Origin of the sequence: Streptomyces sp. Qhu_M48, from assembly GCF_051305195.1 — a bacterium.
Classification (GTDB): domain Bacteria; phylum Actinomycetota; class Actinomycetes; order Streptomycetales; family Streptomycetaceae; genus Streptomyces.
The window spans coordinates 4,865,835-4,890,330 of record NZ_CP195432.1; the positions used below are offsets into that span (position 1 = coordinate 4,865,835).

Genomic DNA, 24,496 nt, shown 5'->3' on the forward strand with positions numbered 1-24,496 from the left:
ATGCGACGCTGCATGGGAGCGCTCCCACCAGCTGTGCCCCACCAGTCGCGCCGGCGAGGAGAAGTGGGCCGCAGGCGAGAGTCGACATCTGCTCATCCGAGATGAGCCCCGGCTCTCCGCCGGCTCGCGACGCCACCAGCGCTTCTTCCTGCTGACCCCCACATCCCGTAGGAGCCGCCATGCCCCCCACCACGGCCTCGTTACCGCGCCGCCCCGCACGCCTCTCCGCCACGCTCCTGACGGGCGCGCTCCTCATCGGAGGTCTCCTGCCGGCTGAGGCTGCTGCGGGCGCCTCCGCCATGGCGGCGGCGACCACAGCCGTACGCGTCAACCAGGTCGGCTACCTGCCCGACGGGCCGAAGCGCGCCACCGTCGTCACCACGGCCACGCAGGCACTCGGCTGGCAGTTGCGGAACGCGAACGGGACGGTGGTCGCCTCTGGTTCGACCGTCCCGCGCGGCGCGGACATCCCCTCCGGACAGTCTGTCCAGGTGGCGGACTTCTCCTCGCACCGGACGGCGGGCGCCGGGTACGTCCTGACCGTGGACGGCAGCAGCAGCGCTCCCTTCGACATCCGCGTGGACCTCTACGACACGCTGCGCTCCGACGCGATGGCGTTCTTCCACCACCAGCGCAGCGGCATCGCGATCGACGCCTCCCTCGTGGGTTCCGCCTACGCGCGTCCGGCCGGACACCTCGGCGTCGCACCCAACAAGGGCGACGTCTCCGTCCCCTGTCAGGCCACCGTGTGCGACTACAGCCAAGATGTCAGGGGCGGCTGGTACGACGCCGGCGACCACGGTAAGTACGTGGTCAACGGCGGCATCTCCACCTGGCTGCTCGTCAGCTCCTTCGAGCGGGCCGAGCGAGCGGGAAAGGAAGCGGCGCTGGGCGACTCCACCCTGCGCGTCCCCGAGCGCGGCAACGGCATACCCGACGTCCTCGACGAGGCGCGGTGGGAGCTCGACTTCCTGATGCGGATGCAGGTGCCCGATGGCAAGCCGCACGCGGGCATGGCGTTCCACAAGATCCATGACGCCGCCTGGACCGGCATGCCGACGCGCCCCGAACAGGATTCCCAGCCACGCGAGCTGCACCGGCCGTCCACGGCGGCCACCCTCAACCTCGCGGCAGCCGCCGCGCAGTGCGCGAGGGTCTTCCGGCCGTACGACTCCGCCTACGCCGACCGCTGCCTGTCGGCCGCACGCCGGGCGTGGAGCGGCGCCCGGACCAGCCCGGCGATGTACGCACCGGATTCCGACAGCACCGGCGGCGGGGCCTACGGGGACACGCGGGTCACCGACGAGTTCTACTGGGCCGCGGCCGAGCTGTACGCGGCGACCGGCGAGAGCGCCTACCGGGACGCGGTCACCTCCTCGTCCTGGCACACCTCCGCGGACGCCTTCAGCCCGTACGGATTCGGCTGGGCGGACACCGCCGCACTCGGCCGGCTCGTCCTGGCCACCGTCCCGAACGGGCTGCCCGCCGCCGACACGGCCCGGATCCGCACCTCGGTGGCCGCCGCGGCCGACGGCTACCTGTCCAGGATGGCCGCCCAGGGGTACGCCGTACCCGTCCCCGCGGACGGCTACTTCTGGGGATCGAACGGTGCGGTCGCCAACGACGCCGTCGTCATGGCCGTCGCCGGGGAGCTGACGGGCGACGCGCGCTACCGCGCCGGAGCCCTGGAGGCCATGGACTACCTGCTGGGGCGCAACGCCCTGGGCCTGTCGTACGTCACCGGCCACGGCGAGGCATCCTCGCAGAACCAGCACCACCGCTTCTGGGCACACCAGCTGGACGCCTCGCTGCCCCACCCGCCCGCCGGTTCGCTCGCGGGCGGCCCCAACAGCGCACTCCAGGACACGGTGGCCCAGGAGAGGCTGCGCGGCTGCGCCCCCGCCGCCTGCTACGTCGACCACATCGACTCGTACTCGACCAACGAGGTGGCGGTCAACTGGAACGCCCCGTTGGCCTGGCTCGCCGCCTACGCCGCCGAGCGGACCTCCACCGGCGGCGAACCGCCCACCGCCTCCTGCGCGGTGACGCACGCGGTGAGCAACGTCTGGAGCACCGGCTTCACCGCGACCGTCACCGTCAGGAACACCGGCCCGACGGCCGTGGACGGTTGGCAGCTGGCCTGGGCCTACCCGGTCGGCCAGCGCGTCACGAGCTCGTGGAACGCCACCGTCACCCAGAGCGGCACCGCCGTCAGCGCCCGCAACACGGACTGGAACCGGACGATCGCCCCGGGAGCGACCGTGAGTTTCGGAGTCCAGGGGAGCCACACCGGCTCGACTCCCTCTCCCACGGCCTTCACGCTCAACGCCGGCGCCTGCGCCTGACCCGACCGGCCGGGCCCGGACGGGCACCTCCGTCGGGCCCGGCCGACGGGTCGCGCCGTACGACATCGTCCACGTCCAAGAGGACTTCAACTACCGCGCCCGCCTCTACGTCGCCGACACCGCCCACCCGTACCGCACTCCCACCAGCGGCGGCGCCGGCATCGACAGCGGTCCCGGCACGCTGGCGAACTCCCCTACGGAACCGACGAATTCGTACGTCAGGACTCTCATCCACGGCGGCACCGGAGGCGTCACGGCCTCCCTCACCCTCGGCAGCGGGGAGTACGTCACCACCGCGCACGTGAATGGAGAAAACCGCGGGTCAACGCATCCGCCCTCGCGCCCTCAGCGGGGTCGGCGGGACCCCAGGAGAGTCCAGCCGTGCACTGTCGTACCCCTTCACCTCGCCGAAACGGTCGCCCCGCCGCCGAGGCGGCAGGTGGCAGGTGGCAGGCGGCAGGTGGCAGGTGGCAGGTGGCAGGTGGCAGGTGGCAGGTGGCAGGTGGCAGGTGGCAGGTGGCAGGTGGCCAGCATCGATCACCTCGCCCGAGATCGCCCAGGCCGTCACGGGCGTCGGCTCCTTCTCCGACTACCCGAGTTCACCGAGCCGGAGGGCATCCCTCATCTCGCTGAGCTTCGCGGTCGTGGCCGGGGTCCGCTCCCGCGCTTGTTCAGCGAGTCGGAGGGCGTCGTCAATCTCGCCGAGCTTCACGGAGGACAGGACGGCCGCTCGCTCAATCAGGTCGTCCCGGGACACAGTGGTCAGCCACGTGCACGGGGTGAAGCCCGCACGCGGGAACGCGAGCCGCAGCACGCCCTCGAACGGCAGTCCTTCACCGGCACCCACCGTCACTTCGATGCCCAGACCGCTGATGTCGACGCCCGCCGGAGCGACGACCTGCATCACCCGGATCCCGGACGCGTCGTCTCCCGACAACAGTACGACCAACCTCCGCTCGTCGAACTGGACCCACCAGACCTCGCCACGTCGCACAAGTCCTCCAGACACATGACGGCAGGCAGACGCCGCGCGACCCTGACGCGCTGTGGAGACGGGCGCGCCCACCGTTGATCATCGGTGTGTGAAGACAAACGATCACGCGGTGGCCGCAGGTCACAGCGTAGACGCTGCCCTCCGGCAGGAGGCGTCCGAGGGCCTGTTGGCCGAATTCGCGACCAAAACCGCAGCATGCCGCCCGCGTGGTCACCCGGTTCCCGGACGCCGGCCACCGGGCCCCGTCCCGGACCTCGCTGACGTGACTGTGGTCGACGTGGCCGTAGTCGACCGATGCCGCCATGAGGACTACGAGGCCTGCTCCAGCGCCACCCGGAAGTCCGTCGCACTCCGGAAGCCTATCTCCGGGCGTTCACGCAGCGCCTGATCGATGACGTCGGCCAGCGGCGCCGGGATGCCGGGCTCGCGGCGGCGGATCGGGATGGCCGGCTCCTGCAGGACCACCTGCCAGGGGTCCTTCGTGGGCGGGAACTCGCGGGGGGTCTTTCCGGTGAGCATCTGGTACAGGCAGGCGGCAAGAGCCCAGACATCCACCGCAGGCGGCGCCTTTCGAAAGTTGATGACTTGCTGGCGTGGCATGAACATCGGCTTGCCCGCGGTGGCGCCGGTGCGGGTGAGGCCACTGAGGCCGGCCTGGTCGAAGGCCTTGCCGATGCCGAAGTCCGCGATCTTCGCCGTCATGGTGCCGTCCAGGAGGATGTTGGACGGGGTGAGGTCGCGGTGGATGACGCCTCGGTCATGGGCGTGTTCCAGTCCGCGCAGGGCCTGCAGGGCCAGAGGAACGGCCTCGTCGGCCGGGAGGCGGCCCCCGCGTCGGACCAGCAGGCGGTCGAGGCTGCCGCTGGTGCAGAAGTCGGTGGTCAGATAGAAAGTGCCGTTGGCGAAGCCCGCGTCGTGCAGCGCCACCACATGCGGATGCCGCATCGCCCTGGTCAGCCCCACCTCGCGCAGGAAACGGGCACGGGCCGTGGCGTTCGCAGCGACCTTGGGCAGCATCACCTTGAGCGCCACCTCTGCTCCGGTGGACTCGTGTCGCGCCAGATAGACCGCACCCATGCCGCCCCGGCCGAGTTCTCGCATCACCCTGTAGCCGTGGATGGCCTTGAGGTCGACGCGTCCGCCCTTCGCCTGGTCCAGCAGCAGCTCCAGCACGGCGGCAGGCTCCGACTGGCAGACGGCGCACAGCACTTCGCCGTCGCGGCCGGGGTCGCCCACCTCTCGGCCGCATTTGGCGCAGGTGCCGAGGACGCGGGTGGACTGCCGGCTCGTGACACCGACCCGCAGGACGGTCTCGCCGATGCGGATCTCGTCGCCGTCGGACAGATCGTGCTCCGGGTACGAATCGCCCGCGGCCTCGGCAGGAGTGAGCCCCTGGCGGCGCTGGCCGATTTTCTCGCCGTTGACATAGGTTCCGTTGAGGCTGCCGAAGTCGCGGATGCGGATATCGGGCGGGTTGATGTCGATGAGACAGTGGTGGCGAGAGACGGTGCGGTGGTGCTCGTCGTTCGGCAGTTGCGGGGAGCAGTCCGAGGAGCGGCCGAGGACGCAGGTGGTGCGTTCGTCATAGACGTACTCGGCCGGGTCCAGCCGCCCTTTGACGAGCGTGAGTTTGACGGTGGCGGGCGGTAGCGTCATCAGGAGTTCTCCGTTCTCAAGGACAGTGTCTCGTCCGCGGCGTCGACCCGGACCATCGAGTCGTCGGGGATGTCGCCGTCGAGGGCCGGCGCCTCGGCCAGTTCCGTCCTCCCCGTGCCGGTCGGCCACGCCGCGCGGAGTCCGGTCTCAGCGTTCGGATACGGACCGCAGCGCACGCCCGGTCGAAGGCGTCGATGGCTCTGTCCGGCAGCCGCTGATCGGGCGGTTGCCGGATGGTCGGATTCACTGCCGCCGCCACCGCCCCCGCGGTCTTCCACACACGCACGCCCCTTTCGATATCCCCCGCGAACGCGGACTCCTCAGCCACTCCGCCCACACCGCGTCCTCGTCGTCCCGCTTCATACCGACCCCAGGGACGAACTCCCCCGTTACCCGTTCGTCGCCCGGAGTCCCGGCTGTGGATTGGTCGCTGTGGATTGGTCACCTCGCTACCAGCCTCCATGTCCCGGGTATGGAGCGTGCCGTCAGGTCGGCAGACATCGAACGGTCTGGCATCAGGCCTACATGAACGGGTCGAGATCGTCGTAGTCGAAAGCGTGATCGGTGCGCGGCCGGTAGTCGCTTCCCCGTACGTGGCGGAGGAAGTCCTCGGGAATTTCCAGCTGGTGATTCTCGAAGTAGTGGATCGAGTCGGTTCGCCAGACCCACACTCCGTCCGTGTGCAAGGACGGCCCGCCGGGGATGTACGACTTCTGGTCGAGCAGGTCGTGGATGGCCGACATGTAGTCGAATGCGGCGAAGGCTTCGGTCTTCATGTATGCGATGACCTGGGCCCGGTCATCGAGCACGTGCCCCGTACGGGCTTCGTGGATGGAAGGGAGGTGGTCCAGCCACCCTTCGTACATCTGCCGGTACAGCCCGACCGGCTTCAGCTTCGTGTTCGCGCGCTCGGGTTCAGGGTTCGTGGTGACGGTGCGCGGAGGCTCGGGTGCCTCCGCTCGGGAGGGTGCCGCGGGGGCGGTCGCCAGGCGGTGGAGCTGGGCGCGTACGCCGTCGGGCCGCAACCAGCCGTAGCCGGCGTCGCGCAGACGGCCGAGCAGGGTGTCCACATCGCGATCGGCCAGCGGTGTCGGGTGCCAGGCGAGGAAGGCCTCCAGGTGCGGCCGCGCGGCGTCGTCCCATTCGGCCGGTTCACGTGCGGCCAGTTCCCAGTCGAGTTCCCAGAGCTGAACGGTGCCGTCCTCTTCGCCGGAGAGGGCGAAACGGCCGTCGGGCGTCAAGGCGACGCTGGACACGCTTGTCCGGTGACCTTCGAGGACGCGGACGCAGCGTCCACTCCCGACATCCCACAGGCGCACGAGGGAGTCGCTGTGGCCGGACACCGCGAAACGGCCGTCCGCGCTGAGCTGGACCGCGTTCGCCCGGCCCGGATGTTCGTCGAATACCCGCAGGCACTGTCCGCTCGCCGTGTCCCACAGCCGGATGGTCCGCTCGCTGGAGAGCACGACTCGTTCATCGGCACTCAGGCACACCGACGTCAGCTGCTCGGCGTGCCCCCGCAAGGTCAGCAGGCCCTGGCCGCTGTCCAGGTCCCACAGCTGTACGGAATTGGCGGCGTATCCGTGGTGGGCGACGAGGCGCTGACCCTCGGTGGCTCCGGCCGTGTCCGCCTGCGCGCGTTCGGCCTCCAGCGTCATCGGCGGTCTGGCGCTCTCGAGGTCCCAGAACCGGATCGTGCTCCCCCCTGCGCCGACCAGGGCCGAGCGGCCGTCGGGACTGAACCGCAGCCACGAAACGCCGTGGCGGTGGCCGTCCATGACTCGCAGGCACTCGCCGTCATCGGCGCGCCAGAGCCGTACGGTGCCGTCCTGGCATCCGGACAGCACATAGCGTCCGTCGGCGCTCAGCCGGACCGACTGGACATTGTGGTGGGAGTGACCGTCGAGGACGCGGACGCACGCTCCGCTTTCGAGGTCCCACAGTCGTGCCGTCCGGTCGCTGCCGGCGGTCACGGCGATCCGGCCGTCCTCGGACACGTCGACCGAGTTGAGATGGCGGTCATGGGCACGAAGGGGCCTGACCCGCCAAGCGGACCGCAGCCCTACGCGGACGGTTGACCGGCCCAGGGCCCGCCATGCGGACAGGAGCTCGGGGTCCCGTTCGAATCCGGGGGTGTTCCTCGCCTGCGTGAGCAGCTCGAGTGCGTGCGCGTACCGGCCGGACGCGCGTGCCTGCTCCGCCTCCGCTGCCAGATCCGCCACCTGGGCTCTCAGCCGGCTCACCTCGCCGTGCGCCCGCGGCCGGCTCGTCAGCAGCACGCTGGAGTGCCTTCCCGGCAGTCCCCAGGTGCGGTGGATATGCGCTTCCACGGAGACCGCGTGCCGTCCGTCCGGGCTCAGCGCGACCGCGAGCGGCACGCTCTCCAGGCCCTCGAAGGTCCGCAGGCAGCGACCGGTCCCCAGCTCCCAGAAGCGGATGCTCTTGTCCCGTCCGCCGCTGATCGCGTACCGGCCGTCGGTACTCAGCGACACCACCGACGCCGTCCTGGAGTGTCCGCTGAGTGTGCGCACGCACGTGCCGCTGTCGATGTCCCAGACCTGGATCCTCCCATCGGCGCCGCTCGTGACGGCTGACGCGCCGTCCGGGCTGATGCCCATAGGCTCGGAGAAACCGGAACCTGACCGCAGGACATGCCGGAGCCGTCCGGCCGACAGGTCCCACAGCCGCACCGTGCCATTCTCGGCCACCCCACCGGACGCCAGTGCCCAGCGCGCGTCGTCGCTCACCTCGAGCGTGCGCCCGTGCCACTCCGGGCCTTCGAGAACGGCTCGGCCTTTGCCGGAGTGGAATTCCCAGGAGAAGATCTTCCCGGAGGACGTTGAGCACAGCGCCAGACTGGCATCGCCGCTCAAGCGCACCTGGCTGATCATGCCCGGGTTCGGCTGCCCGTCCGGGTGACTGATGGCTGCGCGGCCCAGACAGCGGCCGTCGGCCAGGTCCCAGAACCCCACGACCCCGTCAGCGCCTCCGGAGAGGGCGAAACGCCCGTCCGCGCTCACGTCGACGGAGCGGATCTGGCGTTCGTGCCCTTCGATGGCCACCAGGCACTTCCCGCTCCGGACGTCCCAACGCCGCAGCATGCCGTCACGGCCGCCGACGAACGCGAACCGCAGGTCGGGGGTGAGCCGTAGCGTGGTGGGATAGACGGGCGGGTGAGCGGCCCACGGCACGTCCCGCCGGTCGACGCAGCCGGCCCCGGTCAGGTGTCCTGAGCGCAGGGTGCGTACCGTGTCCTGGACCTCGTGCTCTGCCGGCTGCTCGCGTACGAGCCGGTCGGCCAGCGCGCGCGCCTCGTCGAGGGCGGCGCGTTCCAACTGCACCTGGACAAGGGCGTGGCGTGCCTGCCACGTGTCGCCGGTGTCGGCGCGGACCGCTTCGATGTCGGCCAGGAGTCCCTCGTCGCTGATCTCACCGCGCCGCCACCGCCACATGCCGGCGTTGTAGGTGGCCCGCACGTGCCGCGGATCCGCCTTCAGCGCTGCCGTGAACGCCTCCTCCGCCTGGACGGGTCTGCCCAGGTCGACCAGCGACAGCGCGCGGTTGTTCCACTCATCCGCCCGCAGGTCGGCCGCCGCCGGCTGCACGCGGGGGTACGGGCGTCCCGCAGCGTCCCGGTACATGCCCGCCAAGGAGCCGGCGACGTCGGCCATCGTCCGGGGTCGCCGGGCCGGGTCCGCCTCCAGGCACCGCTCGAGCAGGTCGGCCACAGCATCCGGGACATGTGGCAGTCCGTCGTCTTCCGGCCCGCCGGCGCGATAGGCGGTGAGCACCTCACCGGCGACAGAGCCGATCATCCAGGTGACTCCGCCCGTGAACATCTCCAAGACCGACACCGCGAAGCTGTAGATGTCGCTGCGACGCCCCAGAGCCCTGCCGGCCAGTTGCTCGGGCGAGGCATAGGCACGAGTCATCCCGCCTGTGGGCACCCTCACGGTCCTGTCCGACGAACTGTCGCCTGCGGAACGTGTCCCAGCGGTCGCCCGTGCCCGCGCCAGCCCGAAGTCGGTGACCTTGGCCGCGAGGTCCTGCGAGACGTCACCATCGAGCAGGATGTTGTCCGGCTTCACGTCCTGGTGGACCAGGCCCCGGTCATGGGCGTGCGCCAGCCCCCAGGAGACCTGGATCGCCACGTCCATGATCCGGGCCAACGCCTTCTGGCGTCCCCCCTGGTAGAGCCGCCGGTCGTCGATCCACTCCCGCAGGCTCCCGCCGGGGACGTACTCGGCGAACACCCTGGGAACGCCGCCCATCGTGCGCACGTAGTAGCAACTGCAGACGTTCGGATGCAGGCCCAGGGACACCCAGGTCTCCGCCTCGTCGACGAACCGCTCGCGGTCGACCGCACCGGTGAACAGCTCCGGCCGCGGGCACTTCACCGCCAGGTCGATTCCCCATGCGAGATGCCGGACTCGGTAGACCAATCCCATCCCGCCGCGCTCGTGCACCAGGGAGACCTCGTACCGTCCGTCGATGACGTCGCCGACGCGCCACACCGCCGGTATCTCCAACGCCTCGTCCACAGCCACCCCCGGCACCACCCATGATCAAAGACGATCGCCCACTCTAGGGCGGGTCCATGAAATTCTCGTGGTGCGCGATGGAGTCCAACCGACGTGGTGGGGATGCTCCTTGAGAGCCGGATGGATGACATCGGTCCTGGACGCGGGGGCGACCGCGGGGCGGCGCCCCGGGCGGCATGTCATGCGGTCGCGGTCATGCGGTCATGCGGTCGAGTCTGCTCCGAATGCCTTCCGGGCGCAGCCAGCCGTATCCGGCGTGCTGGAGGAGCTGGAGCAGATCCTCCTCGTCACCGGCCGTCCACTGCCCTCCGTGGCGGCGGAGGAAGGTTTCCAGGTAGGGGGCCGCTCCCGGGTCCCAGTCCGCCAACTCGCGGGCGCCGAGTTCCCAGTCCAGCTCCCATCGCCGGATGGTCCCTTCACCGTCCCCGGTGAGTACGAAGCGGCTGTCGCGGGACAGGGCGAGGGATTGCAGGTGGCCCTTTCCGGAGAATTCGAGGGTGCGCACGCACTGTGCGCTGCCGATGTGCCAGATGCCGACGGTGCCCATGTGGGCGGAGACCGCGAAGCGGCCGTCGACGGTGAAGCGGGCCTGTGTCGCCCAGCCTCCGAGCGCGTCGAATTCGCGTACGCACTTTCCGGTCGTGGTGTCCCACAGCCGGAGCGGCCAGCTGGCCAGCCCGCTGGAGAGGGCGAAGCGTCCGTCGGCACTGAGGCTCAGCGCCGTCACGCTCTCGGGGAACGGCCCGGCGCTCGCCGGGGCCCGCAGGCTGTGCAGGCAGCGTCCGCTGCCCAGATCCCACAGTCGGATCATCCCCCGGTCGGCGGAAGCGGCGAGCCTGCCGTCGGGCCCGATCCAGACGGCGGTGACGCCGACCCCCTGGCTGCCGCCCCTCGCCGGTGGGCCTGCCTCGTCCCTGAGCGTACTCAGATGGCGGCCGGTTCCGAGGTCCCACAGCCGTACACCGCCATCAGCGCCTCCGACCACCGCCATCCGTCCGTCGGCGCTGAACCCCACGTGCGCGGCGCCCATGAGCGGTTCATCCACGACGCATCCGCTGGTGGCGGGTTCCGGCTCTACGAGGTCCGGCAGCGCGTGGGTACCGGGGAAGGTGCGCAGGCACTCACCGGTATCGAGCCGCCACAGCCGTACGACGCCGCTCCAGTCCCCGGACAGCAGCCGCCGCCCGTCGGGACTCAGACACGCCGAGTGCACCGCGCTGGTATGCCCTTTGAGTACGCCGGTGCAGACGCCGACCTCGATGTCCCACAGCCGGATCGTCCCGTCAGCACCTCCGGAGACCGCTGTCCGGCCATCGCCGGTGAGGTCGATGGCGTTGACGCCGCGCGTATGCCCGGTGAGGTCCGGCCACTGCCAAGCCGCTCGCAGACCCGTCCGCACGGATCGACTGCCCAGGGCCCGCCAGGCGGACAGGACCTCAGGCGCCCGTTCGTGCCCCGGGGTCTCGCGTGCCTGTCTGAGCAGGTCGAGCGCGGCCGGGAGGCGATGGTCTCTGACAGCTTGCTCCGCCTCGGCGACCATGGTGTCCACCCGCGCGCCGAGAAGGCTCAGCTCGGTGTGCCGGCGGGGACGGCTCAGAGTTGGCGCGGCACGGTAGCCGTGCGGAAGGTCCCACCCACGGACCGTGTTGTCGTCGCCGATCGACAGCGCGGACCGGGCGTCCGGGCTGAGGCGGACGGCCCTCAACCTGCCCTGGGGAACCCTGAAGGTCCGTACGCAGCGGCCCGTTTCCCAGTCCCAGAAGCGCAGGAATCCGCCGAGGCCGGTCAGCATATGCCGTCCGTCGGCGCTCAGGGAGGCGAAGCCGCCCCCGCGGGCCGCCTCCAGAGTGCGTACGCATCGGCCTTCGCTGAGATTCCACAGGCGAATCGGCCCGCCGAACGTCGCGATGGCCGCGTGACGCCCGTCGGGGCTGAAGCCGATGGGGTCCGCAAGTCCCGGACCGTGGCCGGTCAGCACGTGCCGGAGAGTGCAGTCTTCGAGGTCCCACACTCTGACGGTGGACTGCCCCCCAGTGTCGGCGATCAGTGCCCAGCGGCCGTCGGGGCTCACCCGCGCCGATCGCAGCCCGTAGGAGCCTTGGGCCTTGAGCGTCCCCCGGATTCGCTCCTCCCGGATGTCCCACACGTGGGACCGGGCGTTCCAGTCCGAGTAGACCGCGACCCGCCCGCCCAGGCCGAAGCCGGCCTCTCCGGCCCTCGCCGGTATGACCCGCATGCACCGGCCTTCTGCCAGGTCCCACAGCCGTACGGTGTCATCCTCTCCCGCGGACACCGCGAGCATTCCGCTCAGGTCGACCGAGCGCACGGGCCCCTCGTGTCCGTTCAGCGTCAGGAGGCACGCTCCGGTACTCAAATCCCACAGCCGCAGCGTGCCGTCCGCCTCGCCGGTCAGCGCCCTGGTCCCGTCAGGGCTGAGTCGAATCGGCAGCTTGGTGCGCGGGGGCGGGTTCTGGTGCCAGGGGATCTCGCGGGTGCCGGTGCAACGGGCGTCGCCGATCTCGCCGGAGTCGAGGGTGCGCAGCGTCGCCCGCACCTCGGGCCGCTCCTGGGCGGGCACTCGGTCCAGGAGTTCGCGGGCCGAGGTGAGGTCGCCGCGTTCCATGTGCACCTGGGCGAGCAGGTGCCTGGCCTGCCGGCTGTCGCCTGTGTCGGCGCGGATCGTCTCGATCTCGGCGACGAGGTCTTCGTCGGAGACCGCGCCGCGCCGCCACCGCCGCCCCCCGGCGTTGTAGATGGTCTCCAGATGGCGCGGGTCGGCCTCCAGGGCCGCCGCGAACGCGGCGTCGGCTTCCGCCTCACGTCCGAGGTCGAGCAGCGAAAGGGCCCGGTTGCCCAGCTCGTCGGCGCGCAGATCAGCGGCTGCCGGGGCCGGACGCGGATACGCCAGGCCGGTCACCCGCCGGTAGATGTTGGCCAGTTGAGCGGCTACTTCGGCCATCGACGCGGGCCTTCGCCCCGGCTCTTCCTCCAGGCACCGCGCCAGCAGGGTGTGCAGGTAGGGCGGCATGGCGGGAAGGCCCGCGTCGGTCGGCCCTTCGGCGCGGTAGAGGCCCAGCGCCTCGCCCGCGACGGCTCCGGTCATGCAGCTCACCCCGCCGTTGAACATCTCCAGGACCGAGACCGCGAAGCTGTAGAGGTCGCTGCGTCTCCCCAAGGGGCGTCCGCCGGCCTGTTCGGGAGAGGCGTAGGCAGGTGTGAGGCCACCGCTGGACACCAGCACACTGAGGCCCGGCGAGTCTGCGGGCGAGCTGTCAGGCGCAGCGGTGACGGAACGGGCCCGGGCCAACCCGAAGTCGGTGACCTTGGCAGTGCCCGCGCCGTCCAGCAGCACGTTGGCCGGCTTGACATCCTGATGCACCAGACCCCGGCTGTGCGCATGCTCGAGACCCCACGCGATCTGGATCGCCACGTCCAGAATCCGGGCTTGGATCTCCTGCCGCCCGCCCGCGTACAGCCTGCGGTCATCGATCCACTCGCGCAGGCTGCCGCCTTCGACATACTCAGCGAAGATCCGCGGAACGCCCCCCAGCGTCCGGACGTAGTGACACGCACACACATGCGGGTGCAACCCCAGGGAGACCCATGCCTCCGCCTCGGCGACGAAACGCTCCCGGTCGACTGCGCCCCGGAACCGCTCAGGACGCGGGCTCTTGACCGCCAGATCGACATCCCAGACCCGGTGCCTGACCTTGTACACCACGCCCATCCCGCCGTCTCCGTGCACGGCGGCCACCTCGTAGAGCCCGGCGACGACATCCCCGATCCGCCACGACCACGGGACCTCGGACACTCCTGTGCTCATCGGTCCCCCTGCTCCATGCCGCCGACGGGCGGTCGGTGTCCGAGCAGGAGCCCGATGACGGTGTCCAGGTCTCCGGCATTCTCGTGCCATACCGGGTGGAGGAGGTCCGGCGGGTCGGCGGTGCCGAAGCCGTCGCGCAGGCCTGTCATCGCCATGGCGGCAGTTCCCTGGTGCTCCGCGGTCGCGACCGGCAGGTCCAGCTCGATCCACCAGTGGTGGGCGTGGTCGTCGCTCGCCTGCTGCCGGTCCGCCTGGGCGATCTGCCGCCGCCCGGACCCGCCCGCCCGAAACCCGGACTCGAGCCCCTTGTCCACCTGTGCCGCAGCCTCATCGAGCCCGAGAGCGGCCCTATGCGCCTCGAAGTCCTTACTCATGACGTCGTGTTCCCCCCGTCACCGCCGCTCCGCACCCCGAACGACTGTGCCACACGATCTTGCCCATCGCGGCATAGCCGGTCAGCCCGGCGCCCCTCTCGGAGTGGCTGAGAGCACGCCGGACGTTCCCGGGAGACGGCGTGGCGCGACACGAGCACTGGCCGGCCGTCAGCCTCGGGTGTCCTGCAGGCGCGGCGGAGGTCTGGCTGCGGGTTTCATGCTCCCTGCAGCGGGATTTCAGTGCAGGAACATGGGAGTGCCCCAGAGTGACTTCGAGTGCGGAGTTGTGGTCCCACCACATCGCCGTGGACGACGGGATACCCGAGGGTAGGGACGGCATGACCGGATCAGGCACGGCCGCGTGGCTCGGCGCGAAGCGGGCCACCCATGTGGCCAGGCGCCCGCCGTGGGCCGGGTACGTGCTGGGCGGCATCATCCTCGTCGGCGGGGGCACACCGCTGCTGATCGCGATGACCGTCGCGTTCGGTGCTTCGATACCGCTACTGGCCTTCTCACTCATGTACGTGGTGTTCGGATGGATGCTGATCGAAAAGATCAAGCTGGCCCGGCGCGGCAGGAACGCGCGGCTCGACCTCTTCCAGCACGGCGCGGTAGTGACCACCCACGACGGAAAGGCCCACACCTTCGGCTGGGACTCCGTCCAGGTCCACCAGGACGTGCTCCACTCTCGGAAGAACGGCATCACCGAATCGAGCTACGTGTACACGCTGATCGGTGAGGACGGAGTGGCCCTCACCATCGGCGATACCCGCAGGACGTCCACCTCCCGCTACGCGGGCATCGTCACCCATGTACAGGGAGCGGAGTTCACCGACCCCAGGCAATGGGGCCCGGCCATCGTGCAGGCGGTCAGCGAAGCCCAACTGCGCCGCGCCCTGGAAGACGTGGCGCACGGGCAGGAACTCATCTTCAACACGATCAGGCTGAGCCTGAACGGGATGGAATTCAAAGGGCAGACCCTCCCGTGGACCCGCATACGCGAAATGCGGCCTGTCAACGGCCGCCTTCACGTCAAGGAGGATGGCCGGCGGCTCCTCGCGATGGACGTCCCGGTCTCGTCGATACCGAACTTCCCGGTCTTCTACACCGTGGCCACGAGACTGCACGAAGCCACACGTCAGTCCTGAGGCCCGCAGGCAGGAACATCGCGGCCATCACTGACGGCGGGCGGATGGTTTCGCCGAACAGGCCCTCAGCAATGTCAATGGGCGAGCGAGGAATGCTGGAAAGAGAGTGTGCGGTGGCACGCGTCAGCTCAGGGCCCTGGCAATGTCCGTTGATTGTGCGTCGATGCGGGTCAGTTGAGGCGGTGGGGAGCTGGTAGACGGCTCAGCTGCGGAGGTGGCCATGCCACTCTCGCGGTCCGCCGGGCCGCTGCCCTCAGGGCCCGGTCCGATCGTGATCAGAGTCTCGGGAATCGGGCGGCGTCCCACCGGTTGCGGGGGTGGCGTTCGGTAGCGGTGGTCGAGCCGGCAGTACCGGGCACACCGCAGAAGCACACCGCACCGGCTGCGGCGCTGGGAGGGAGGACTTCGCCATCCCTCCCAGCGCCGGGCGGAAAGTCGGGGATGTGACCGAGCGAACGCCATTCAGGCCCTGGCCCCGAGGAGGGAAAGCCCAGTTCAGCGCGCCCGCCCTCGGGCTTTCAGCCGGGTCGCCGGAAGCTCCGGGGCGTCCAGCCGACCGCCGTCGTACCCCTTCACCTCGCCGAAACGGTCGCCCCGCATCCAGGCCTCCCGCGCCTCGCGGATCTCCTCGTCCGTGCGGCCCACGAAGTTCCACCACATGACGATCTCCTCCTCGAAGGGTTCGCCGCCGAGGAGCATCAGGCCGGCGTCGGAGACCGCGCGGAGGGGGAGTTCGGTGCGGCCGCAGCCGAGGTAGAGCATGGAGCCGGGGAGGACCGGGACGCCTTCGACGTGGGCCTCGCCGGACATCGCCAGGACCGCGTACTCGAAGTCGGGGTCGAGGGGAAGGTCCGTCTCGGTGCCGGCCGTCAGGGCGAGGTCAGCGCCGACGAGCGGGGTGTACGTGGTCCCCGGCGAGGCGGCGCCGTCCAGCTCGCCCAGGATCACCGTGGCCGTGAGGCCCTGGCCGGTGACCCGGGGCAGGTCGGCGTGGTGCTCGAAGTGCGGCTCCACCTGGCGGTGGGCGTCGGGCAGGGCGACCCAGAGCTGGGCGCCGTGCAGGAAGCGGGCGTGCGGGGCGGGGCTCTCCTCCGAGTGGGAGATGGCCCGCCCCGAGGTCATCAGGCCCAGTTCGCGCGGCCGGACGGTCTGGAGGCTGCCGGTGGAGTCTCGGTGCAGGACCTCGCCCTCGTGGAGCCAGCTGACGGTCTGCAGACCCATGTGCGGGTGCGGCGGGACCTGCATGCCGGGTTCGTCGGCGATGTCGTCGGGGCCGTAGTGGTCGACGAAGGCCCAGGCTCCGACCATCCGCCGGCCCAGGTTGGGGAGCAGCCGGCGGACCTCGGTCGACTCGCCGAGCCGGACGTGACGGGGGCTGAGGAGTTCCCGTACCGGCTCGGCGACGACGAATCCGCGGCCGCCGCACACGGAAAGCGTGGCGTGACGATCAAGGTTGCTCATGACGCTCGACCCATCCTTGTGGAATGTTCAACCATCCAGGCGTGTTGTCCTGGTCGACCACCCCACAGGGTGGCAGATCCGGCACTCCGGAGAGGGAGAGCAAGTGAGCGACACGTACTACGAGTTCGGAACAGCCGGAGAACGCTGGGACCGCGCGCGGTTCTTCTTCGACGCGAAGGAGTACGGGACCGCCGTCCGCATCCTGAGCGGTCTGGTCGCCGAGCACCCGGACCAGACGGCCCAGCGGCTCCTGCTCGCGCGGGCCTACTACCACTCCGCCCAGCTCTCCCGGGCCGAGACCGAGCTGCGGACGATCCTGGAGCGCGACCCGGTCGAGCACTACGCCCGGCTGATGCTCGGACGCACCCTGGAGCGGCTCGGGCGGGCGGACGAGGCCGCGCCGCACCTGCGGATGGCCGCCGCCATGGCGGGCGAGACACCCGCGCCCTGACGCAGCCCGCCGGGCCACCGTGACACGGCCGAGGCACGGCCCCGCCGGGCCGCCGTGACGCGGCCGAGGCGCGGCCCTTCACACGGTCCTGATACCCCCGCACGGTATATTCACCGGCCGGGAGGTCCTGGCCGTGCGTACACACCGGGCGGAACGCCGTCGACGAGCGGAAGGTGCCCTGGCGCACCTTCTGCTCGTCGTCGTGCTCGCGCTCGGGGTGTTCCTCATGCACACCGTCGGCCATCCCGAGGGCTCCGGCGGCGACACGGGGGCCATCTCCGTCAGCGCCGCCTCCCACGGCGCCCACGGTGACGAGGGCTCCTCCGCCGGGCACGAGCCGGGCACGGCGATGGACATGACCACCCTGTGCGTGGCCGTCCTCGCCGGCTGGCTGCTCGCGGGTCTCGTCCGGGCCGCACTCGGACGGCGCCCCGACTGGCTCGCCCTCCTCCTCGCGCGGCTCGCGCCCGCGCCGGGGCCGCACGCGCCGCCGCCCCGTCCTCCCGACCTCGCCCAGCTGTCCGTCCTGCGGATCTAGGCCGTACCGCCCCGCGGGCGCCTCGCGCTGCCCGTGAACGCTTCGGCCTGCCCTTTTCCGTACGACCAGCACACGAGGTATCACCCACATGCGTGCCTTCACCCACCGCACCACCAGGAAGTTCGCCCTCCTCGGCGCCGTCACCGCGACCGGGCTCCTGCTCGCCGCCTGTGGCACCGACGACACGACGAGCGGAACGGGCCACGGCGGTACGAGCCACGGCGGCGCGTCCGCCTCCGCCTCGGCCTCGGCCTCCGCGCCCACCTCTCCGTCCGCCACCGCCGACGGTTCCGCCGGCGGGGCCTCGGCCCCCGGCGCGTTCAACGACGCGGACGTCATGTTCGCGCAGATGATGATCCCCCACCACGAGCAGGCCCTGGAGATGGCGCAGCTCGCCGAGGGCCGGGCCGAGGACCCCGAGGTCAAGAAGCTGGTCGCCGCGATCGAGCGGGCCCAGGACCCGGAGATCCAGAAGATGAAGGCCTGGCTCAAGGGCTGGGGCAGGCCCGAGTCCGCCGGTCACGGTTCCGGCGCCGAGGGCTCCCACGGCATGGCCGGGATGATGTCCGACCGGGACATGAAGGACCTGGCCGCCGTCAAGGGCAGGGCCTTCGACCGCAGGTTCGCCGAGCTGATGATCGCCCACCACGACGGCGCCGTCGAGATGGCGAAGGACGAGCAGAGGAACGGCCGCAACGCGACGGCCAAGGCGCTCGCCGACGACGTCGTGCGGACCCAGTCCGCCGAGGTGACCGCCCTGCGCGAGGTCCTCGACCGGCTCTGACCCGCCCCCGGCGGCCAGGCCCCTCCCACCCGGGAGGGGCCTGGCCGCCCACCCGGGCCGCCCACCCGGGCCGGAGCCCGCCCGGGCCGGAGCCTGCCAGGGCCAGAGCCCGCCGGGGACTTCGCCCGGGTTCAGCGCTCGACCACCACCTCGCCGCCCACCACGACCGTCTCGGCCACCGTGCCCGGGATCTCCTCGGGGGCGACGCGCAGGATGTCGCGGGAGAGGACGACGAAGTCGGCCAGCTTGCCCACCGTCAGCGAGCCCCGCTCGTGTTCCAGGAAGTTGGCGTACGCCGAGCCCATCGTGTAGCCCTCGACGGCGGTGGCGACGTCGATCGTCTCCCCCGCCGTCCACGCCTCGCCGCCGCCGGGCGGGCGGCGGGTGACGGCGGCGTGGATGCCGACCATGGGGTCCATCTCGGCGACGTTCCAGTCGCTGGACAGGGCGAGGACCGCCCCGGCGGCGTGCAGGCTGCGCAGCGGCCAGGCCTTGTGCCAGCGGTCGGGGCCGACGTTCTCGGCCCAGTCCTGGCCGGGTCCCGCGATGTCCGGGGCGGCGTGCCGGGGCTGCATGCAGGCGACGACGCCGAGGGCGGCGAAGCGCGGGGTGTCGGCCGGGTCGAGGCACTCGACGTGGACGACCTGGTGGCGGGCGTCGCGCGGTCCGTTGACGGCGCGGGCCCGCTCGACGGCGTCGAGGACGGTCCGGATGCCCCGGTCGCCGGTGGCGTGGACGAAGCACTGGAAGCCGCGCGCGTCGAGACGGGTGAGCAGGTCGGCGAACTCCTCGGGCGGGTAGAAGGTGTCGCCGCGGTGGTGGGAGCAGCCCGCGTACGGTTCCAGGAGGGCGGCGGTACGGGGTTCCACGACGTCGTCGATGTACAGCTTGAGCGGGCCGACCCGCAGCCGGTCGTCGGAGAACTCCCTCGCGGCGGCCCGGAACTCGTCCAGGTCGGCGTCGGTGGTGCCGCGCGGGTGGAAGAGCGCGGCCACGATCCGGGAGCGGAGCCGGCCCTCGCCCCGGGCGCGCTGGAAGAGGGCGAGGTCGTCGAGGGAGTTCTGGGGTTCGACGACGGTCGTGATGCCGAAGCCGATGGCGTCGTCGAGGCTCTTGGCGAGCCTGCCGTACTGCCGGTCGGGCGAGGCCCAGGGGAGGCCGAGTTCGCGCAGGGCGCGGTGGCCCTCGCGGGAGAGCCCCTTGATGGCGAAGTCCTTCACGAACCCGGTGGGCTCACCGGTCGTGGGGTCGGTGACGGCCCGTCCGAAGGGCAGGTCGGTGTGGTCGCGGTCGACGCCGAGCCGGCGGAGGGCGGCGGTGTTGAGCCAGGCGGTGTGGACGTCGTAGCTGAGGACGAGGGCGGGGGTGTCGCCGGTGGCCGGGTCGAGGTCGGCGGCGGTGGGCATCCGTCCGCCGGGGACGGCGGAGTAGTCGAAGGCCTCGGCCTCGATCCACTCGGCGTCCGGGTGGGCGGTGTGCCAGGCGCGGACGCGGTCGTGGATCTCGTCGAGGGTGCGGGCGCCGGCGAGTTGGACGCAGGCGTCGTCGGAGCCGAGGCGGACGTGGTTGTGGGCGTCGACGAAGCCGGGGAGGACCAGCCGGCCGGCGGCGTCGAGCACCCGGGTGCCGGGCCCGGTCCAGGCCGCCGCGTCGGCGTCGGAGCCGAGCCAGACGATCCGGCCCGCGCGGACGGCAAGGGCCTGGGCCTCGGGCAGCGCGGGGTCGACGGTGTGGATCCGGGCGCCGGTGAGGAGGAGGTCGGCGGGGGCGGGGGAAGGGGTGGCGCTGTTCATGCGGGGTGACTCCATGGCGTACGTACCGGCGAGGGGTGTGCGAGGGGGTTCGGGCGGGTCTCAGGCGGGCACCGGCGCCACGGTGCGGCGTGCGAGGAGCACGTACACCAGGGCCGAGACCGCCGCGCCGAGCAGGGTGAGGTCCGCGCCGCCGAGGGGGGCGACGAGCGGGCCGGTCCACAGCTCCGAGTCGCAGGTGAGCGCGGAGAAGAGGAGGCCCGCGAGGAGCGCGGTGACACCGGCCGGGTGCCAGCCGGAGCGGTACCAGTAGGCGCCGCCGGCGGGCGTGTGCAGTCCGGCGGCGTCGTACGTGCAGCGTCGGAGCACCATGTCGGCGAGGAAGACCCCGCCCCAGGGGGCGAAGACGATGATCAGGAGGGAGAGGAAGGAGAGGAGCGAGGTGGTGAAGTCGGTGAGGAAGAGGGCGCCGAGGGAGCCGAGGGCGGTGACGGCGGCGCTGATGACGATGGCGCGGGCCCGGCTCCAGGGGATGCCGAGGACCTGGAGGTTCAGGCTCGACGAGTAGAGCGTGATGATCGAGTTGGTGACGGACCCGCCGAGGACCAGGGCGAGGAAGAGGGGCTGGAACCAGCCGGGGAGCAGGCTCTCGGTGCCGGCGACGGCGTCGGTCATGTCGACCTGGGTCGCGGCGGCCACTCCCGCGACGCCCAGGGCGACGGAGGAGACGAAACCACCGAGGGCTCCGCTCCAGGTCACGGCCTTGAGGGAGGTCGTGCGGGGCAGGTAGCGGGTGTAGTCGGCGGGCATCGGGAGGTACGAGAAGGGGCCCGCGAGCATGACGACGAAGGCGAGGCTCCACCCCGAGGCGCCGGGTGCGGCCGAGGGGGCGGAGGTGTCGGCGCCGGGCAGGACGAGGACGAGCAGGACGGCGAAGCCGGCGGCGAGGACGTACGCCATCCAGCGTTCGGCGAACTGGACGGTGGCGTGGCCCCAGAGGGCGACGGCGAAGGTCAGCGCGAGGGTGACGCCGAGGGCCAGGGCCCGGGCGGCCGATCCGCCGCTCCAGCCGAGGTCGGCGAAGAAGGTTTCGAGGGCGAGGGTGCCCACGACGGTGTTCACGATGGTGTAGCCGATGCTGACGATCCAGTTCAGCAGGCCGGCGGGCCAGTTGCCGCGCGGCCCGAAGGCTGCGCGGGAGATGACGAGGGTGGCGGTGCCGGTGCGCACACCGCTGAGTCCGGCCGCGCCGATGGCGAGGAAGGAGAGCCCGCCGATCACGACGACGGCGGTGGCCTGCCAGAAGGAGAGCCCGAAGGCGACGGCGAGGGAGCCGTTGATGACGTAGGTGAAGGTGAGGTTCGACCCGAACCAGAGCCAGAAGACGTCCTTGGCGCCGCCGTGCCGTTCGGCGTCGGGTATGGGGTCGATCCCGTGCTCCTCGACCTGGAACACCTCGTCCCGACCCGTGGTCCTTGTGGGCCCCGTGGTCACGGGCGCCGTCTCGTGTCCGAGCACACCGCACTCCTGTCTTGAACGCCGTTCTAACTCTTTGAATGCCATTCAAGATGTGCGATGGGTTCAGGCCACGTCAAGACCTTCGGAGGTTGCGATTAAGGTCGACCTGGCGATCGGTTCGCGGAAACGGCAGGACGGGGAGTGTGACGGTGGCAGGGGCGACGGCGGGGGCGGCACGACGACGGGACGGGCACGTCACCCAGGAGCGGATGCTCGAAGAGGCCATGGCGGCGATCGCCGAGGACGGCCTCGCCTCCCTCACCATGTCGGCGCTCGCGGAGCGGCTCGGCACGAGCGGCGGCCACATCCTGTACTACTTCGGCAGCAAGGACCTGCTGCTGCTCGCCGCCCTCCGCTGGAGCGAGGCCGGGCTCACCGAGGAGCGCCGGGCGCTGCTGTCACGGCGGGTCACGGCCGAGCGCAAGCTCGACGGGTTCCTCCGGCTCTATCTGCCGCGCGGCCCGCGGGATCCGCGCTGGACCCTGTGGATCGAGCTGTGGGCCCGTACCCCCGGCAACAGCGCGCTCGGCGAGGCGCAGGAGGAGCTGGACCGGGGCTGGCAGGACGACCTGGAGACGCTGCTCGCGGCGGGGGTCGCGCGACGCCGCTTCGCCCCCCTCGACATCGCCGCCCGCGCCTCCGAACTCCTCGCCCTGCTCGACGGGTTGAGCACCCGGGTCGTCCTGGGCCAGCAGTCCGGCCGTGACACCCGGCCGGCCCTGGAGGTGGCCCGCTCGGCGACACGGGCACTGATCACGCCGTACGGCTCCGGGACGGGCGACACACCGGCCGGGAGCGTCGGCTGACGGGGGCGGGCCTGCCGGACCCCCGACGGCTGACGGCTGACGGCTGACGGCTGACGGCTGACGGCTGACCGCTGGCGGCTGACGGGGGCCGGGAGGCCGGGCTTACCGGACGTCCCTCGTCCGACGGGCGTCCGGTGGCCCGGCCCGGCGGGCGCCCGTCTCCCCACCGGCCCCGGCCCGCCGGGGGCGACTCAGCCCCGGTACGCCTCAAGAAGGCGCAGCCACGCCTCGCTCAGCGTCGGGTACGACGGGACGGCGTGCCACAGGCGGGCGATCGGGACCTCGCCGACGACGGCGACCGTCGCCGAGTGGACCAGCTCTCCGATGCCCGGGCCGACGAAGGTGGCGCCGAGGACGACCTCGCGGTCGAGGTCGACGACCATCCGGGCGTGTCCGCGGTAGCCCTGGGCGTAGAGTCCGGCCCCGGCGACCTGGCCCATGTCGAGGTCCACGGCCCGGGCCCGGTACCCGGCCCGCTCGGCCTCGGCGAGCGACAGACCGACGGCGGCCGCCTCGGGGTCGCTGAACACCACCTGCGGCACGGCGGCGTGGTCGGCGGTGGCCGCGTGCGCGCCCCAGCTCCCCTCGTCCAGCGGCTCGGCGGCCCGGGCCCGGGCGGCGATCGCGGCGCCGGCGATCCGGGCCTGGTACTTGCCCTGGTGGGTCAGGAGCGCGCGGTGGTTGACGTCCCCGACGGCGTAGAGCCAGTCGCTTCCGGTCACCCGCAGGCTGTCGTCGACGTCGAGCCACGAGCCCGGCTTCAGACCGGCCTTCTCCAGGCCGATGTCCTCGGTGCGCGGGGCCCGGCCGGTCGCGAAGAGCACCTGGTCGCCCTCGACGTGGTCGCCGCCCTCCAGGACCACGGTGACCGGCCCCGTACCCCCGTCGCGCACCACCGCGGTGACGGAGACGCCGGTACGGATCTCCGCGCCGCGCGCGGTGAGGGCCTCGGCCAGGTGCTCACCGACGAAGGGTTCCATCCGGGGCAGCAGGCCCCCGCCCCGAACGAGCATCGTGACCTTCGAGCCGAGGGCGTGCCAGGCGGTGGCCATCTCCACGCCCACCACTCCCCCGCCGACCACGATCAGGCGCCCGGGCACCCGGTCGGAGCTGGTCGCCTCACGGCTGGTCCAGGGCCGCGCCCCGGCCAGGCCGGGCAGGTCGGGGAGGACGGCACGGCTGCCGGTGCAGACGGCCACCGCGTGCCGGGCGGTGAGGACATGGCGCTCGCCCTCGGGGGCCGTGACCTCGACCCGGCGCTCCCCGAGGAGGCGGCCGTGGCCCCGGAAGACCCGTACGCCGATCGAGTCCAGCCAGTCCACCTGGCCGTCGTCCGTCCAGTCGCCGACGACCTCGTCCCGGTGGGCGAAGACCTCCAGGGCGTCGAGCGGTCCGTAGACCGACTCTCGCAGGCCCGCGACCTTCCGGGCGTCGGAGCGGGCGAGCACGGGGCGCAGGAGCGCCTTGCTGGGCATGCAGGCCCAGTACGAGCACTCGCCGCCGATCAGCTCGCTCTCGACGATCGCGGCGCTGAGGCCGGCGGCCCGCACCCGGTCGACGACGTTCTCGCCCACCGGGCCGGCGCCCAGGACCACAACGTCGTACTCGTGCTCGCGCCCGTCTTCCACCGTTCGTGTCATGGGTCCCAGTCTGGCGGCAGCGGTGCGGAATAGCGCGGCTCGATACGCCGTTGTGCCGGGCGAGTCCCCAGGGGACCGTGAGGACACCGCCAGGAGACCCCGAAAGGTAGGAAGCATGAGCACCGTAGAGCTCACCAAGGACAACTTCGACGAGGTCGTCAGCGGCAACGAGTTCGTCCTGATCGACTTCTGGGCTTCCTGGTGCGGTCCCTGCCGTCAGTTCGGCCCGGTCTACGAGGCCGCCTCGGAGCGCCACCAGGACCTGGTCTTCGCCAAGGTGGACACCGAGGCGCAGCAGGAGCTGGCGGCGGCGTTCGAGATCCGCTCGATCCCGACGCTGATGATCGTCCGCGACAACGTGGCCGTGTTCGCGCAGCCCGGCGCGCTGCCGGAGAACGCCCTGGAGGACGTCATCGGCCAGGCGCGCAAGCTGGACATGGACGAGGTCCGCAAGTCCGTCGAGGACGCCAAGGAGTCCCCGCGGCAGTGACCCACCGCGAGGGGGGTACGGGAGTCTCTCCCGTACCCCCCTCGCGTCATGTCCGGGACGGACTCGGCAGCGGCGTGGCGAGTCGGCGGCGGACGGCCGGCCGAGCGGCGCCGGGGCGGGTCGGCGGGCCCGCCGAGGTTCAGCGGACCTCTTCGGCCTGGGCGGACCCGCTCGGG

At 71.6% G+C, this 24,496-nt stretch carries 17 protein-coding genes; 7 read left to right on the top strand and 10 right to left on the bottom strand.

What is annotated here, in order from left to right; all coding sequences use genetic code 11:
- Positions 1-179 precede the first annotated feature (179 nt).
- Positions 180-2,345: a glycoside hydrolase family 9 protein gene (locus tag ACRRSS_RS22020; protein WP_435972842.1), complete on the top strand. Its 2,166-nt coding sequence runs from the start codon at positions 180-182 to the stop codon at positions 2,343-2,345.
- A 589-nt stretch (positions 2,346-2,934) separates the two neighbouring features.
- Here the strand turns inward: ACRRSS_RS22020 and ACRRSS_RS22025 are convergent.
- The 6 genes from ACRRSS_RS22025 to ACRRSS_RS22050 form a co-directional block, all read right to left on the bottom strand.
- Positions 2,935-3,339 carry a type II toxin-antitoxin system PemK/MazF family toxin gene (locus tag ACRRSS_RS22025; RefSeq protein WP_435972843.1) on the bottom strand — a complete coding sequence of 135 codons (405 nt, stop codon included), beginning with the start codon at positions 3,337-3,339 and terminating at the stop codon, positions 2,935-2,937.
- A 309-nt stretch (positions 3,340-3,648) separates the two neighbouring features.
- A complete protein-coding gene (locus ACRRSS_RS22030; protein ID WP_435972844.1) occupies positions 3,649-4,995 on the bottom strand; it encodes a protein kinase domain-containing protein in 1,347 nt (448 codons plus the stop codon).
- A gap of 16 nt (positions 4,996-5,011) precedes the next feature.
- Positions 5,012-5,458: a hypothetical protein gene (locus tag ACRRSS_RS22035; protein ID WP_435972845.1), complete on the bottom strand. Its 447-nt coding sequence runs from the start codon at positions 5,456-5,458 to the stop codon at positions 5,012-5,014.
- Between the two features lie 58 nt (positions 5,459-5,516).
- A complete protein-coding gene (locus tag ACRRSS_RS22040; RefSeq protein ID WP_435972846.1) occupies positions 5,517-9,542 on the bottom strand; it encodes a protein kinase domain-containing protein in 4,026 nt (1,341 codons plus the stop codon).
- 187 nt (positions 9,543-9,729) lie between these two features.
- Positions 9,730-13,359: a protein kinase domain-containing protein gene (locus ACRRSS_RS22045; protein WP_435972847.1), complete on the bottom strand. Its 3,630-nt coding sequence runs from the start codon at positions 13,357-13,359 to the stop codon at positions 9,730-9,732.
- Entirely contained in the window at positions 13,356-13,733 is a 378-nt protein-coding gene (locus tag ACRRSS_RS22050; RefSeq protein WP_435972848.1) for a hypothetical protein, read from the bottom strand. The genes ACRRSS_RS22045 and ACRRSS_RS22050 overlap by 4 nt, the downstream gene beginning before the upstream one ends.
- Positions 13,734-14,038: 305 nt before the next feature.
- Here ACRRSS_RS22050 and ACRRSS_RS22055 point away from each other — a divergent pair, with 305 nt between their 5' ends.
- Positions 14,039-14,881: a DUF6585 family protein gene (locus ACRRSS_RS22055; RefSeq protein ID WP_435972849.1), complete on the top strand. Its 843-nt coding sequence runs from the start codon at positions 14,039-14,041 to the stop codon at positions 14,879-14,881.
- A gap of 495 nt (positions 14,882-15,376) precedes the next feature.
- Here ACRRSS_RS22055 and ACRRSS_RS22060 read toward each other — a convergent pair whose 3' ends face one another.
- Positions 15,377-16,342 (bottom strand): pirin family protein, encoded by a 966-nt coding sequence (locus tag ACRRSS_RS22060; RefSeq protein ID WP_435972850.1) that lies wholly within the window; start codon positions 16,340-16,342, stop codon positions 15,377-15,379.
- A 103-nt stretch (positions 16,343-16,445) separates the two neighbouring features.
- Between ACRRSS_RS22060 and ACRRSS_RS22065 the strand changes: the two genes are divergently transcribed.
- The 3 genes from ACRRSS_RS22065 (at position 16,446) to ACRRSS_RS22075 (ending at position 18,115) form a co-directional block, all read left to right on the top strand.
- Positions 16,446-16,793 (top strand): tetratricopeptide repeat protein, encoded by a 348-nt coding sequence (locus ACRRSS_RS22065; protein WP_435972851.1) that lies wholly within the window; start codon positions 16,446-16,448, stop codon positions 16,791-16,793.
- 133 nt (positions 16,794-16,926) lie between these two features.
- Entirely contained in the window at positions 16,927-17,331 is a 405-nt protein-coding gene (locus ACRRSS_RS22070; protein ID WP_435972852.1) for a DUF6153 family protein, read from the top strand.
- Positions 17,332-17,419: 88 nt separating this feature from the next.
- The gene (locus ACRRSS_RS22075; protein WP_435972853.1) at positions 17,420-18,115 is read left to right on the top strand and encodes a DUF305 domain-containing protein; all 696 of its coding nucleotides are present in this window, start codon (positions 17,420-17,422) and stop codon (positions 18,113-18,115) included.
- Between the two features lie 131 nt (positions 18,116-18,246).
- Here ACRRSS_RS22075 and ACRRSS_RS22080 read toward each other — a convergent pair whose 3' ends face one another.
- Together ACRRSS_RS22080 and ACRRSS_RS22085 are read right to left on the bottom strand one after the other, a co-directional pair.
- Positions 18,247-19,908, bottom strand: a complete 1,662-nt coding sequence (locus ACRRSS_RS22080) for an amidohydrolase (RefSeq protein ID WP_435972854.1) — start codon at positions 19,906-19,908, stop codon at positions 18,247-18,249.
- 60 nt (positions 19,909-19,968) lie between these two features.
- Positions 19,969-21,384 (bottom strand): purine-cytosine permease family protein, encoded by a 1,416-nt coding sequence (locus tag ACRRSS_RS22085; RefSeq protein WP_435972855.1) that lies wholly within the window; start codon positions 21,382-21,384, stop codon positions 19,969-19,971.
- A 209-nt stretch (positions 21,385-21,593) separates the two neighbouring features.
- Here ACRRSS_RS22085 and ACRRSS_RS22090 point away from each other — a divergent pair, with 209 nt between their 5' ends.
- Positions 21,594-22,190 carry a TetR/AcrR family transcriptional regulator gene (locus ACRRSS_RS22090; RefSeq protein WP_435975394.1) on the top strand — a complete coding sequence of 199 codons (597 nt, stop codon included), beginning with the start codon at positions 21,594-21,596 and terminating at the stop codon, positions 22,188-22,190.
- 191 nt (positions 22,191-22,381) lie between these two features.
- Here ACRRSS_RS22090 and ACRRSS_RS22095 read toward each other — a convergent pair whose 3' ends face one another.
- Positions 22,382-23,830: a dihydrolipoyl dehydrogenase family protein gene (locus tag ACRRSS_RS22095; protein WP_435972856.1), complete on the bottom strand. Its 1,449-nt coding sequence runs from the start codon at positions 23,828-23,830 to the stop codon at positions 22,382-22,384.
- A 115-nt stretch (positions 23,831-23,945) separates the two neighbouring features.
- Between ACRRSS_RS22095 and trxA the strand changes: the two genes are divergently transcribed.
- Positions 23,946-24,320, top strand: a complete 375-nt coding sequence (trxA, locus tag ACRRSS_RS22100; protein ID WP_435972857.1) for a thioredoxin — start codon at positions 23,946-23,948, stop codon at positions 24,318-24,320.
- Positions 24,321-24,496 lie beyond the last annotated feature (176 nt).

Bases quoted from the DNA above. Each gene is read 5' to 3' on its own strand.
- ACRRSS_RS22080 (WP_435972854.1), bottom strand. From the start codon at position 19,908: ATGAACAGCGCCACCCCTTCCCCCGCCCCCGCCGACCTCCTCCTCACC.
- ACRRSS_RS22045 (WP_435972847.1), bottom strand. From the start codon at position 13,359: ATGAGCACAGGAGTGTCCGAGGTCCCGTGGTCGTGGCGGATCGGGGAT.
- ACRRSS_RS22075 (WP_435972853.1), top strand. From the start codon at position 17,420: ATGCGTGCCTTCACCCACCGCACCACCAGGAAGTTCGCCCTCCTCGGC.
- ACRRSS_RS22090 (WP_435975394.1), top strand. From the start codon at position 21,594: ATGCTCGAAGAGGCCATGGCGGCGATCGCCGAGGACGGCCTCGCCTCC.
- ACRRSS_RS22095 (WP_435972856.1), bottom strand. From the start codon at position 23,830: ATGACACGAACGGTGGAAGACGGGCGCGAGCACGAGTACGACGTTGTG.
- trxA (WP_435972857.1), top strand. From the start codon at position 23,946: ATGAGCACCGTAGAGCTCACCAAGGACAACTTCGACGAGGTCGTCAGC.
- ACRRSS_RS22030 (WP_435972844.1), bottom strand. From the start codon at position 4,995: ATGACGCTACCGCCCGCCACCGTCAAACTCACGCTCGTCAAAGGGCGG.
- ACRRSS_RS22035 (WP_435972845.1), bottom strand. From the start codon at position 5,458: ATGGAGGCTGGTAGCGAGGTGACCAATCCACAGCGACCAATCCACAGC.
- ACRRSS_RS22020 (WP_435972842.1), top strand. From the start codon at position 180: ATGCCCCCCACCACGGCCTCGTTACCGCGCCGCCCCGCACGCCTCTCC.
- ACRRSS_RS22050 (WP_435972848.1), bottom strand. From the start codon at position 13,733: ATGAGTAAGGACTTCGAGGCGCATAGGGCCGCTCTCGGGCTCGATGAG.
- ACRRSS_RS22060 (WP_435972850.1), bottom strand. From the start codon at position 16,342: ATGAGCAACCTTGATCGTCACGCCACGCTTTCCGTGTGCGGCGGCCGC.